The 12,618-nt window shown below is 68.8% G+C and carries 8 protein-coding genes; 6 read left to right on the top strand and 2 right to left on the bottom strand.

The genetic code is table 11. The features are described from left to right. Positions 1 to 57: 57 nt before the first annotated feature. The gene (locus ACFC79_RS19010) at positions 58 to 2,571 is read right to left on the bottom strand and encodes a Pls/PosA family non-ribosomal peptide synthetase (RefSeq protein ID WP_376241509.1); all 2,514 of its coding nucleotides are present in this window, start codon (positions 2,569 to 2,571) and stop codon (positions 58 to 60) included. 1,267 nt (positions 2,572 to 3,838) lie between these two features. On the opposite strand from ACFC79_RS19010, the gene ACFC79_RS19005 reads away from it, so the two are divergent. Further along, a complete protein-coding gene (locus ACFC79_RS19005; protein WP_376241507.1) occupies positions 3,839 to 4,450 on the top strand; it encodes a LacI family DNA-binding transcriptional regulator in 612 nt (203 codons plus the stop codon). 377 nt (positions 4,451 to 4,827) lie between these two features. Here the strand turns inward: ACFC79_RS19005 and ACFC79_RS19000 are convergent, their stop codons facing one another. After that, positions 4,828 to 7,758 (bottom strand): BTAD domain-containing putative transcriptional regulator, encoded by a 2,931-nt coding sequence (locus ACFC79_RS19000; RefSeq protein WP_376241505.1) that lies wholly within the window; start codon positions 7,756 to 7,758, stop codon positions 4,828 to 4,830. Between the two features lie 741 nt (positions 7,759 to 8,499). Here ACFC79_RS19000 and ACFC79_RS18995 point away from each other — a divergent pair. The 5 genes from ACFC79_RS18995 to ACFC79_RS18975 all read left to right on the top strand — a co-directional run bounded on the left by ACFC79_RS18995 (position 8,500) and on the right by ACFC79_RS18975 (position 12,325). Beyond that, the gene (locus tag ACFC79_RS18995; protein ID WP_376241503.1) at positions 8,500 to 8,700 is read left to right on the top strand and encodes a hypothetical protein; all 201 of its coding nucleotides are present in this window, start codon (positions 8,500 to 8,502) and stop codon (positions 8,698 to 8,700) included. A gap of 123 nt (positions 8,701 to 8,823) precedes the next feature. Next, positions 8,824 to 9,375, top strand: coding sequence for a MauE/DoxX family redox-associated membrane protein (locus tag ACFC79_RS18990; protein WP_376241501.1), 552 nt, complete (start codon positions 8,824 to 8,826; stop codon positions 9,373 to 9,375). A gap of 2 nt (positions 9,376 to 9,377) precedes the next feature. After that, positions 9,378 to 9,935, top strand: a complete 558-nt coding sequence (locus ACFC79_RS18985; protein WP_376241499.1) for a peroxiredoxin family protein — start codon at positions 9,378 to 9,380, stop codon at positions 9,933 to 9,935. After that, the gene (locus ACFC79_RS18980) at positions 9,932 to 11,788 is read left to right on the top strand and encodes an ABC transporter ATP-binding protein (RefSeq protein WP_376241497.1); all 1,857 of its coding nucleotides are present in this window, start codon (positions 9,932 to 9,934) and stop codon (positions 11,786 to 11,788) included. Before ACFC79_RS18985 ends, ACFC79_RS18980 begins: the two co-directional genes overlap by 4 nt. Before the next feature lie 12 nt (positions 11,789 to 11,800). Continuing rightward, complete coding sequence (locus tag ACFC79_RS18975) at positions 11,801 to 12,325, top strand: S26 family signal peptidase (RefSeq protein WP_376241495.1); 525 nt, start codon at positions 11,801 to 11,803, stop codon at positions 12,323 to 12,325. Positions 12,326 to 12,618: the final 293 nt, after the last annotated feature.

The following is a 12,618-nucleotide window of genomic DNA, read 5'->3' as shown; positions in this document are numbered from 1 at the left end:
GCCTTCGCCACCGTGCTGTTCGGCGCCGACAAGGTCGGAGCCGCTGTCCCGTCCGCGTCAGCGCCTCGGGCTGCCAGGGGCGTCCCGCATCTCCGTGGCGGGGTTTCCTCCCCAGCGTGCGTGCTGCGGGACCTCCTCGCCCTTCATCAGGAAGGAGTCGGGTGCGAGCACCGCGCCGGTACCCATCGTCACGCCGTAATGGACATGGGCTCCCACGCCGATGGTGCAACCGGCGCCGAGGGTGCTGCGATCGGATTTGAAGGTGCCGTCCTCCTGCGAGTGGCACTGGATCTTGCTTCCCGCATTGAGCGTGCAGTCGTTCCCGATGGTGGTGAGCGTCCGCTCCGTCAGATAGCAGCCGTCATCGAAGACCCTGCTGCCGATCCGAACTCCCAGCATCCGCCAGATCACGTTCTTGAAAGGGGTGCCGTTGAAGATGTCGAGGTAGGTGTCGGGCACCTTCCAGAGGCGCTCGTGCCACCAGAAGTAAGGGTCGTAGATGGAGCACACCTGCGGTTGCAGCGCGCGGAATGCCGCGATGCCGCGCTCCACCAGTACGAAGTAGACAGCGGTGAACCCGAGGCTGAGCACCAGGAACGCGGCGATCACCACATACCCGTAGGAGTCGTACAGCTCGGCGTTCGCCAGGCCGAGCATCGTGAGCACGAAGAAGTGCAGCCACCGCACGAGCAGGAAGAAGATCATCGAGCGGATGTTGTAGCGGTTCTTCGCAGCGAGGTTGCGGCGCAACTTGTCGCCGGCGCGCAGATGGTCGAACCGGGAGTCGCGCTCGACCGACCGGGGAATCTCGAAGCACGGCGAGCCCAGCAGGCCCACCCCCTCGCGCACCTCGCCTTCGAGCGGAACCATCACCTTCGTCGCGAGGAGACAGTTCTCACCTGTCCTGGCCCCCGAGGGAAAGGCGATGTTGTTCCCGAGGAAGTTGTGTGCCCCGATCGAGGCCCGGGACACCCGGAAGGACGTGCTCGAATAGTCGGCGTTGATGACGGAGAGCCCGTCGGCGACCATCGTTCCGCTCCCGACCGAGCACAGAAACGGGGTCTCGTGCTGCACTTCCGTGCCGAAGTTCGACCCCGTCTGCTCGATCCGGGACAAGTCGTATCCGATGCCGCGCAGGTAGTGGACGATGTAGGAGCTGTCACCCAACAGCCATGTGAAGAACTTGATGTTGGTCATGCGCCCGATCGCCCGGTGCGCCGAGTAATGAAACCCGTACAGCGGATAGATCTTGTTCGGCCTGACAACCAGGTTCAGCAGGCGTGGAACGGTGAACATCACGGTCAGGCCCACGACGACGAAGCCGAAGAACAGCAGCAGGGAAAGGACCAGCGCGTCGATGTAGAGATCCAGTGACGTGAGCTCCACCGTGCCCGTGCCCGGCTGGTCGTGCAGCGCCGGGACCAGGGTCACCAGCATGTACGTGCCCCCGACAGACAGTGGCACGTAGAGGAAGAACAGCTGGAGCACGGTGATGAGGCCGAAGCCGGCCCGGCGCAGCGTGCCGCATGCGGCCGGCCCGATCCTCAGGTAGTCGTGCTGCGTGGGCTGTGCCGGGGACCCGTGCCAGCGCTGACCGTCCGGGACCGCCTGGCCGCTGTACAGCGTGGACGTGTGGCCGAGCTGGGCCCCGTCGCCCATCGACGTGTCGATGTCGAGCACGGTCTTCTCGCCGATGAACACGTCCCGGCCGAGGGTGATCCGGCCGGTCTGGATACGCCCGGCATGTGCCCGGTAGCAGAGGAGGAACGAGTCTTTGCGGATCACGGTGCCGGCGCCGACCGTGAGGAGGTCGGTGCATACCGGAACGTTGTGGGAGAGGATCGTGACCCCTTTGCCGATCCGTGCGCCCAGCGCTCGCAGGTACAGCACGTACAAGGGATTGCCGACGAAGAAGATGATCGGGTTGGCGTGGATCAGCACTTTGACGGTCCAGAAGCGCAGATAGGTCAGTCCCCAGACCGGGAAATTTCGTGATGTCCACCGGCCGATGAGGAGCCATTTGGCTGCGATGGGGAAGGTGCACAGCCCCACGAAGCCGATGCCTCCGAAGACGAACGATCGCAGGTAGACATCGATCGAACCCGAACCGGCGGAGACCCATGCGTAGCCCCGGCCGGCAAAGAGTCCGGCGAGGACGGAGTATCCCAGGAAGAGCAGGAACTGCAGGGTCCCGCAGAGGGCGTACCGCACCGTGCCGACTGGGGTCACCACCTCGGGCGGAGCCGGGACCGACGGCTCGACGGGGGTGGCGTTCGCGAGCCCCGTCGCCAGACTGCGGATCGTCGGGTGCCGGTAGATGTCCTTCATCGACGCCGCGGGAAGGTCCGCTCGCTTTCTGACTCGTGCGCAGAAATGAGCCATCACCAATGAGTTGGCGCCGAGATCGTCGAAGAAATGGCTGTCGATCGACACCCGTTCGACGCGCATGACGTCGGCGAGTACCTCGGCGAGGTCTTTCTCGATGCCGGTCTCGGGACTGGTGAACCTGCTTGTATCGATTGCGGATTCATCAGGCCCGGACGTCAAGAAATCGAGGGATTTCTCCTCCATGCGAGCTCCTTGAGGAACATTCGAGTGCCGTCGCCATTACGGTGGGCGCTCCGTACCCGCGCTCTTCGACGGCTGGAGCGAGTGGTCCGGGAATCACGATGTCGGGGTCTGCCGTCCGGATCCCGAACCGTTGCCTCGGTCTTGGCTGTCCACCGCCGCTGCCACCCGAACCCGGTCGCATCGGCCCGGCAGTGGCCCTCCCGGTTCACTCCTCGCCCGGGATCCTGCCCGGCGGGACGGCGATGAGCTGCGGTGCGTCTCGCCGTGCTGCATGCGAGTGGTCCGTTCCTGACCCGGGAGGAGTTGCGCCGGGGTATGGGGCGGTGACGGTGACCCCGACCGTGCCGGTGCCCGAGGGGAAGACCGCCGTGACCTGGGTCGGGGATACCTGGGTGTTATTGGTGGCCAGTTTGCTGCCGAACAACACCTGAGCGGTGTCCCGTAATCCGTGGTGGACCGGTGCGCGGTGTCAGATGTGGTGCATCGCAAGGCGGAGGGGCGTCCGCATACTGGATGTATGTGGACGTTCCGACAATGCGGCGAGGTGCCGTAGCTGTCGTCGCGCGCCCGCCAGGGATTACGGGACAGCGCTTAGGTCGTGTTGGGCAGGTTCGTGATGGTCACCAGGGTTCCGCCGCCGGTGGAGCCCTGGTTGGGAAAGAGGTATGTACAACGCTCCTTGTTCTCCGATGAAACATACGGGGACCGGCGGGACGTCCCCGGCCCAGGAGTTCGGCTTCCGCCGGAAAGGTCGGTTGTCGACGACGTCAAGTGACGCGACGTGTGGTAGCACGCAGTTGTTGGCACTGCCGAGAGTCCGGGGGAGCGGGCGCATAAGGCCGGGGCCCGGCCCCGCGCCCCAGCTGCCGGAACTTCTTCTCGGGCACGGAGAAGAACCGTCAAGCGCTGTCTGTATTCAACTTTCTCGGCTAAGGGCTGTCCCGTAATCCGTGGTGGACCGGTGCGCGGCGTCAGATGTGGTCCATCGCAAGGCGGAGGGGCGTCCGCATACTGGATGTATGTGGACGTTCCGACAATACGGCGAGGTGCCGCAACTGTCGTCGCGCGCCCGCCAGGGATTACGGGATAGCCCTTAGGGTTGTGCAGCCCTTCCGTTCACCAATTCAGTTACCCACAGGGGGATTTGAGGGGCAAGGCTCGTTACCTCGTATCACCCGAAGGTGGTAGTGGCCGGTCTTGTACGAGCGGATTTCACGCTCGGGCGGCCTGGAACCGCCGGATGGTCGCGGGCCTGCACCATCCCGATGTGGATTCATCCCTCCCCTATGCCGTTCGCCACCTCGACGACCCGGCGGTTGCGGCCATCGCGTGTGATCACCAGGCAGTGGGGACCGACGCCACCCGGCACCTGCTGTCTCAGGACATGTGGCCGGTGGCCTTCCTCGGTGGCCGACGGACCTCCGCGCTGTCCGCACGGCTGGGTGCCGGGTACCTCGCGGCCTGTCGGCGCGCCGGTCGGGTGCCCCAGAAATGGATGTACATCACCGGCGACTACCAGACCGAGCCGGCCAGGGCCGCCGTGACACGCCTCCTGACGGAACGTCCTCACACGCGTGCCCTGGTCGCCGCCAACGCGCCGATGGCCCTCGGCGCCATCAGCGCGGCCGCCGACCTCGGACGGAGAATTCCCGAAGACCTCGCCGTGGTGTGCTGCGAGGATGTCCACCTCCTGACGCACATCCGTCCGGCCATCACCGCCGTCGCCCTCGACTTGGACGAACTGGGTTCCCAGGCCGTCGGCACCCTCACATCCGTCCTCGCCGGCGAGAAGGTCGACGCCACTCGGCAACTGCCCTACCGGCTGGTCGTCCGGGAGTCATCGATTCCTCATGCGACCGGGCCGGAACCTACCGGGTGACGCACCGCTGCCGTCCCGAGGAAGCAGCGAGAAAGGAGACAAGCAGAATGGGCAAGAGCAATCCGCTGGTGCGGGCCTGGTTCCGGCGGCGCCGTGCAGGGCCTCACTCGCGCTGAGGATCAACACCGCCGAGGCCCGCGGGGCAAGGCGGCGCGCGGTGCGAAGGCAGGCGGCCTCGGTCAGGCACCGGGCGGGAAGGGTGACCTGGTGCGGGAACCTGCGGACCGTCGGCGGCCGGCGCCGGGAGGCGAAGACCTGCCGGCCGGCGGCGGAGACCGTGCTGCCGCCCGTGCGGCAGCCAGAAGGATCTTCGCCCCCGGAGCCGAGGCCCGTCGGCCCATCCGCCCACCCTGTACGCCGGGGCCCGCGCCGTCGGCTCAAGTCGTCCGTGCTCCTTCGGCCTCGTCGCGTGCTCGAGCCGCGGCCGTGTGATCGCCGGCCAGGTCGTGTGCCTCGGCCAGGGTGTCGAGGCCGACGGCCAGCCACCTGTTGGAGCCGATCTGCCTCCAGAGCCTGACGGCGGCTTCGGCGCGCCTGCGGGCGAGTAACGGCCGACCCACTGCGAGTTGTGCCTCGGCGAGCGCATACAGTGTCGCCGCCTCGCCCCAGAGGTTGCCGAATCCCCGGTAGGCCCACAGGCTCCGGGCCAGCAGGCGGCGTCCTTCCCGGTGCTCGCCCTGCCGGACCAGGATGTCACCGAGCCAGCAGGAGGCGTGTGTGGCGCTGAGACGGTCGCCGAGGTCCTCACTGATCGCGGCGGCCCGGCGGTAGGCGTCGGCGGCGGCCGGGTAGGCGCCGAGTGCGCGATGGCTCTGGCCCAGGCATCGCAGGGCCTGGGCTTCCCCCGGCCGATAGCTCGCGACCCGGCTGACCCGCAGACACTTCGTGAACCGCGCGACGGCGTCCTCAACACGTCCTTGTTCGAGGTCGATGACGCCGAGGCCATTGGTCGCGTAGACGAGGCAGTTGACATTCCCCGCCGATTCGGCGAGTTCGGCGGCCTCTTCGAAATGGAGCACGGCGGAGGAGTACTGCCCGAGGAGCCGGTGCACATAGGCCAGCCCGGCTGTGGCACTGGCCCGGTACATGGGGCCCTGCCCCTCGGCGAGCAGCAGTGCCTGCTCGAAGTGGTTCAGTGCTTCCGGATAGCGGTCGAGGATGGTGGTGAGTTCGCCGAGGCAACGGTGAACCTTCACGGCGCTGTGCCGGTCGCCGCTGCTCAGGGCAGCCTTGAGCGCCCGGCTCTGGAGCCTCTCCCAATCGTCGAAGTGGCTGCCGACCTGGAAGAGGGTCGTGAGGGTGGTGGCCAGCCCGGCGGCGGGTGCGACACTCTCCGTGCCGTCCAGCGCCTGCTCCGCCACGTTGATGAGGAACTGGCGTTCATCGTTGAACCAGGCCAGCGGATCGGCGAGCAGGTGATCGGCCTCGGCCGGCCGCCAGGAGACCAGGTCCATCTGTGAGATGCCCTGGAAGTCGACGCTGAGGGTGTCCGCGGCGAGGTCGGCGAGGTGCAGGCTCGCCCCGAGCAACCGGGTGAGCGCGGCCGTACGATCCCGTTCCGGGACATCCTGCTCCACCCGCTCCCTGCTGAACATTCGTACCAGGTCGTGAAGTTGGTAGCGGATTTCTGTGGCGCCCGCCGAACCGATCTCGACCAGGTGTACCTCGACCAGGTCGTCGAGGACGGCCTCCGCCTCGGACAGCCCCGCGTCCAGCAGCGCGGCCAGCGACCAGGCGGCAAAGCTCGGCCCGGGCAGCAGGGCGATCATTCGCAGAGCGTGTTGCGTGGCCGCGGCCATCTGCTGGTAGGTCAGTTCGAGGCTGGCTCGTACGGCGATGTGACCGACGGCCAACTCGTCGAGCTTGCGCTGCTCGTCGGCGAGGCCGCGCGCCACCTTGGCCAGGGGCCAGTGCGGCCGGGCGGCCAGCCGCGCACCAGCGACCCATACCGCCAGAGGAAGGCCGCCGCAGGTCTCCACGATGGAGCGGGCCGCCCCGGACTCCGCGTCGGTCCGGTCCCGGCCCAGCATCTCGCGCAGCAGGTCGAGCCCCGTCGCGGGGGCCAGTACGCCCAGGGGGAGCCGCCGGCCGCTCAGTTCCGCCATGGTCGTCCGGCTGGTGATGATGCTGGCACAGCCCATGCCGCTCGGCAGGAGGTCACTCACCTGCTGGACGCTGGCGGCGTTGTCCAGGACGACGAGCATCTGCTGCCCCGCCAGCAAGGTCCGGTAGAGGTGGACGCGGCCGGTCAGCTCCGCGGGCACGGAACCGCCGCGGATGCCGAGCGCGCGGAGAAAGGTGCCGAGGACCGTGAACGGGTCGGCCGGCTCGTCGCCGAAGCCCCGCAGATCCGCGTGGAGCTGACCGTCCGGGAAGCGGGAGGCGAACAGATGCCCCGTATGCAGGGCGAAGGCGGTCTTGCCCACTCCGGCGGGGCCGGTGACCAACAGCGTCGCCGGACCAGTTCGTTCCTCCCCCAGTAGCCGACGAGCCTCCTCCACCTCGTCCTCCCGGCCGACGAAGAGCGGCTGTTCCGCCGGGAGGAGCCGGGGTACGAGTTGGCGTGCCACCGGCGGGTTCACCACCGTGTCGCTCCTGCCGGCTGGTTTCGTGATGGCGGGTGGTGCAGCGACGTGGGGCGCTGCCAGCTCGGGGGCGTCGGCGAGGATCCGTTCGTACAGCTGCCGCAACGCCGTGCCGGGGTCGACACCAAGCTCGTCGGCGAGTCGCAGCCGAGCGCGCTCGTACACCTGCAACGCTTCGGCCTGCCGTTCGCACCGGTACAGGGCCAGAATCAGCTGACCGATCACCCTTTCGTCCAGCGGATGCGCCTCGGCCCGGGCGGCCAGTTCGCTCACCACCCCATGGTGCTGCGCCAGGCGCAGCCGCACGTCGACCAACTCCATCTGGGCGGCCAGCCGCTCGCCGTCGAGGCGTTGGCGCTGCGCGTTGAACCACGGGGTGTCCACCCCGGCGAACGCGCTGCCCCGCCACAGCGCCAAGGCTTCTCGCCACAGTGCCTCCGCCTGTTCGTCACTGCCCGCCTTCCGGGCACTGACGGACAGATCGCGGAAGCGCTGTACGTCCACCACCGAGGGCTCGACCGCCAGCCGGTAGCCGCCGCCCCGCTCCCGTGTGATGGCCGTGCCGTCAGCCGCCAGGGCGCGCCGCAGCCGGGAGATGTATCCGTACAGCTTCCGGCGGCCGTACGCCGGCTCGATGTCTCCCCACACACGGTCCACCAGCGCATCGGCCGACACCACCCGGCCCGATTCCACGAGCAGCGCCGCCAGCACGCGCCGCTGCATCCCGTGCCCCACATCGACAGAGACCCCGTCTCGCCGAACCTCGATGGTCCCCAGCATTGCGAAGCGCGTGACCATCACACCCCCTGCGTCACCCGATCATCTCCGTCACACTCTGTGCCCCCTCGACGTTTATTCCTAGGCGGATTCAAGCTTTTCCGAAGGTTTGCCGAAGGAGAGCCGACCTGAACCGAGAACTGCGGGCGCTGGTCACGCCGGAGGGGAAGCGTTACCCGGAGCTGAACGGGTGGACGAGAGCGGCGCGTTCGGTCTGGGCGGCTGAGGCGGAACGAGATCCCGCCGAACCCGCTGGTGCGAGGTCGCGTACGCCGACCCGCCCATGCCGAGCGGGTCGGTGGACCGGCACGCGTACGTGGTGTGCGTGCTGGAACAGCTGCGAGGGCGCGCAGAGCCCCGAACCGCACCGCCCTCCTCACCGTCTCACGGCCGCTTCACTCCGCTTTCCCTCGCTGACCACCGGGTGCGGCCCGATTCCAGACTTCCGGAAGGTTTCCCGAAGCCCGCCCCGACACAGTGAGAGCGCAAAACCCGCACGAACCCCGACAGCTCTGCGACGGGCCGAGCCCGGTCAGCCGTTGGGCGAGTGCGGGGGTTGGGCGCGGGGCGGCGATGCACTCGCCGGCTTCGCGCAGAAAGCAACAAGTGCCGTGCGGGAACAGTCGAGGGCTGGACCACGAACAGCACGGCATCGGCCAAGCAGGGATACAGCGGAAGGAGTCACAGATGACCAAGATCGTGCAGGCGGTCGCCGATCGCCTGGTGGAGCGGCTGGTGCCCGGGGCGACGGCTCACGCGGTCAAGTGCAAGCGGGCCGGCTCGAAGTGCATCAACGGCAGCTGCGCGGGCCAGAGCAAGTACACCCAGTACCGGGTGAACTGCGACGACGGCAGCTACTACTACGAATTCGGCCACTGCGGCTGCTGAGCATTCGGCCTTCGCCGGAACAGTGAGAGGGGCGCCGGCGGACCCCCGGCGCGGGTCCGCCGGCGCCCCTGATCTTCGTGAATCCTCGTACTCCACTGGCACGACGGGAGGGTGTGTCTCGACATGGAGTTTGCCGCAATGTCCTGCCGGATCCTGCTCGTGATCGTCTTCACGGTCGCGGTGGTGAGCAAACTCCGCGGTACGGATTCCTTCGGGGCGTTCGTGCGCTCCGTCCAGGGGTTCGCCGTGCTGTCCCCGCGTCGGGGACGCGCCGTCGCCCGCCTGGTGACCGGGGCGGAGGCGGCGGGGGTCGTACTGCTGTTGCTGCCGGGGCCGGTGGCGATCGCGGGGTTCGCGCTGGTGGGGTGCATGCTCGGGGCGTTCACCCTCGCCATCGGGGCTTCGCTCCGTCGCGGTGTGCGAGTGCCGTGCCGGTGTTTCGGGGCTTCCACGAGCGGCGCGGGCCCCCTGCATCTCATCCGCAACGGCTTCCTGATCGCCGTGGCGGTGACCGGTGCCGTCGGGACGTCCCACGGCCTGCCGGAAGCACCGGGCGGCCTGGCGGTGGCCGTCGGCACCGGCCTCGTCCTGGGCGTCGTGGTGACCGTCCTCGACGACGTCTCCGAGTCGCTGCGCGACGCCTTCCCCGTCGCCGCACGGAAAACACAGAGGTGATCATGTCGTATCTCATCGCGGCCGTCGTCCTCGTCGGCGTGCTGTGCCTGCTCGACCTTCTACTGACTGCGGGGCTGATCAGAAGGCTGCGCGCGCAGCAGGCCCCGCGCGCGTCCGCGGCTGCGGACGGGTTCACCGATGACGGGATTCTTCCCCCGGGCTCGATCGTCGGCCCCTTCGAGACCCGGACCGTCGACGGCCGCCCGCTGCGAAACCGCGATCTCGGCACCGGGACTGTCGTGGTGTTCCTGTCTCCCGGTTGTCCTCCGTGCCACGCGCAGTTGCCACGGGTGGTGTCCGCGCTGGGAGCGGTTCCCGCGGACGGGGCCGTCGCCGTCGTCGCGGGCGGGATGGACGGGGACGCGGATACCGAACACATGCTCAAGGAGCTGGGGCCGGTCACCAGGGTCGTGCACGAATCCATCGCGGGACCCGTGACCGAAGCGTTCGCGGCCAGCGCCTTTCCCGTCATGTGCCGGGTCCGTGCCGTCGGTGACGAACTCGTGGTGGAGGCGGTGGGGGAGCACCTCCTGCCGGCCCCCGCCCCCTCGGTCCTGTGAGGACGGCGCAGGCGTCGTCGGGGCTTCGGCGGCTGGCTGACGTCTTCCGCGCGGCGACGGGGCTTGCCTTCAGGGCGGCGCCCTGGCATCTCCTGGCTCTCATAACCCTCACCGCCCTCGGAGCGGTACTGCCCATCGCCTCCGCGTGGACGGTGCGGGCGGTGTTGGACCGGTTGGCCGCCGGCAGCGGGCTCGACGCGCTCCTCATGCCGGCCGGGCTGCTCGCCGCGACGGGAGTCGCCGCCACCGCGGTCCTGCAGATCGTTCAGTACGTCCAGGCCCAGATGCAGCGTGCGACCGGGCTGAGCGCCCAGAACTCCCTGTACCGGGCGGTGGACGCCCTGACCGGCCTGAGCAAATTCGAGGACCCGCGCTTCCTGGACCGGCTGGGACTGGCCCAGCAGGCCGGGGGCATCATGCCGACGCAAGCGGTCAACAGCGCGCTGGGGGTGCTGCGAGGGATGCTCACCATCGGCGGGTTCCTCGGCTCGCTGATCGTGCTGAGCCCGCTGCTGGCCACCGTTGTGCTTCTGGCCGGCGTGCCGGTACTGCTCGGTGAACTGGTGATAAGCCGTCGGCGGGCGGCGATGTTCTGGAGCATCGGCCCTGCGGAACGCCGGGAGCTGTTCTACCTCCAGCTGCTGACCAGCACGCAGGCCGCGAAGGAGATCCGGCTGTTGGGCATCGGCGGTTTCCTGCGCGGGCGGATGCTCGCCGAACGCCGTAAGGCAAACGCGGCCAAGCAGGAGGTGGACCGCCAGGAGCTCGTGATCCAGTTCGGCCTCGGGATACTCGCCGCGGTGGTCGCCGGTCTGGGTCTGCTGTGGGCGGTCCGGGCCGCGGAGCAGGGCCGCATCAGCATCGGAGGCGTCTCCCTGCTGGTGACCGCGCTGCCCGCCGTGCAGTCGGCACTCGCCGGACTGGCCAACGAGATCGCCAACGGGCACCAGGCCCTCCTCCTCTTCGATCATTACGTCGCGATCCGGGAAACGAAGGACGACTTGCCGGTCAGCACCCGCCCCCAGCCGGTGCCCCGCCTCCGGAAAGACATCGAACTGCGTGACGTCTGGTTCCGCTACAGCCCGGAACACCCCTGGGTGCTGCGCGGGGTGAATCTCACGATCCCCGCGGGCGGCTCCGTCGGCCTGGTGGGACTCAACGGAGCGGGAAAGACAACGCTGGTCAAGCTCCTGTGCCGCCTGTACGACCCGGACCGCGGCCAGATCCTGTGGGACGGGACCGACCTGCGGGCGTTCCACCCCGCCGAGGTGCGCGGGCGCATCGGGGCCACCTTCCAGGACTACATGGAGTACGACCTGACCGCCGGCGAGAACATCGGGCTCGGCGACCTGGACCGGATGACGGAGCAGGACGGCATCGAACGCGCCGCGCGCCTGTCCGGGATGCACGACGCCATCACCGGCATGCCCGACGGCTATCGCACCATGCTGAGCCGGACCTTCTTCTCCGAGGAGGACAAGGACGACCCGGGCACCGGCGTCGTCCTGTCCGGCGGGCAGTGGCAGCGCCTCGCCCTGGCCCGGTCGTTCCTCCGCGACGACGCCGACCTCCTGATCCTCGACGAGCCCAGCTCCGGGCTCGACGCCGAGGCCGAACACGAGATCCATCTGCGTCTGCGCGACCATCGGGCAAGCTGTACCAGTCTGCTGATCTCGCACCGGCTCGGCGCCCTCCGGGACGCCGACCTTCTCGTGGTGCTGGAGAACGGCCGAATCATCGAACAGGGCACTCACGATCAGCTGATGCGGGCCGACGGGGCCTACGCCCGGCTGTTCGCGATGCAGGCATGCGGCTACCGGTCCGGAACACCGGTGACCGCCCTCGACACCTGAGGAGGTGCTCCCATGCGGCCATCCGGCCTGCGGCCGTACCCGCTCGCCGTCATCGCGGTAGGGACGCCCCTGCTGGGCGTACTGCTGGCACGGCGCCGCTTCGTGGTGATCACTGTCGCCGGCGCCAGCATGGAACCGGCCTTTCGAAGCGGCGACCGGGTGCTGATCCGACGGCTCGGCCGGAGCGGGCGCACCGGCATCAAGAGAGGAGAGGTCGTCGTCGCGAGCTGGCGACCGCCCTCCGGCGACCCGCCGACAGAGCCCGCGGAGACGCCCGGCAGGCATCGCCGGCCGACCGGCGAGGCACCCGGTGCCCGAGGCTGGATGATCAAGCGCGTCGTGGCAGGCCCCGGCGACCCGGTTCCTGAGGGCCTGGGCCCCGCCCTTGTCGCTGAGGCCGGTAAGCCCGTACCGCAGGACCGGTTCGTGGTCATGGGCGACAACGCCGCTCACAGCCACGACTCCCGCCACACCGGCTACGTCGCAGCGTGCGACATCCTCGGAGTGGTGATCCGCAGGCTCGAACGCCACCGGTGAGGCGGACAGCGGTTATGGCGCCACTTCCGCAACGGCCATGACCGGCACGGCGGATCAACCGGGTGCCGAGCGGAGGGCGGCCCAGGTCGCCGGGCCGACTTCGCCGTCGACAGCCGGCATGGACCCGCGGCCGAGATTGACGTGTACAACCCGGCACCACCGCACCGAGTCCGTCCGGACACCAAAGAGCAGCATCCGCACTGCCCGGCGCCGCGCGCCCTCGCCGAGGGCGCCGCTCGGGCGACCGGCCCGCCAAGTCGCCCTCGTCCGACGGGCGAAGCGGCGTGACGCCC

The sequence above is a fragment of the Streptomyces sp. NPDC056061 genome, from assembly GCF_042266885.1.
Lineage (GTDB): Bacteria > Actinomycetota > Actinomycetes > Streptomycetales > Streptomycetaceae > Streptomyces.
Note: the sequence above shows the minus strand (reverse complement) of the source record. Positions and strands in the feature narration are given on the sequence as shown.

Bases quoted from the DNA above. Each gene is read 5' to 3' on its own strand.
- ACFC79_RS19010 (WP_376241509.1), bottom strand. From the start codon at position 2,571: ATGGAGGAGAAATCCCTCGATTTCTTGACGTCCGGGCCTGATGAATCC.
- ACFC79_RS19000 (WP_376241505.1), bottom strand. From the start codon at position 7,758: ATGCAGCGGCGCGTGCTGGCGGCGCTGCTCGTGGAATCGGGCCGGGTG.
- ACFC79_RS18995 (WP_376241503.1), top strand. From the start codon at position 8,500: ATGACCAAGATCGTGCAGGCGGTCGCCGATCGCCTGGTGGAGCGGCTG.
- ACFC79_RS18990 (WP_376241501.1), top strand. From the start codon at position 8,824: ATGGAGTTTGCCGCAATGTCCTGCCGGATCCTGCTCGTGATCGTCTTC.
- ACFC79_RS18985 (WP_376241499.1), top strand. From the start codon at position 9,378: ATGTCGTATCTCATCGCGGCCGTCGTCCTCGTCGGCGTGCTGTGCCTG.
- ACFC79_RS18975 (WP_376241495.1), top strand. From the start codon at position 11,801: ATGCGGCCATCCGGCCTGCGGCCGTACCCGCTCGCCGTCATCGCGGTA.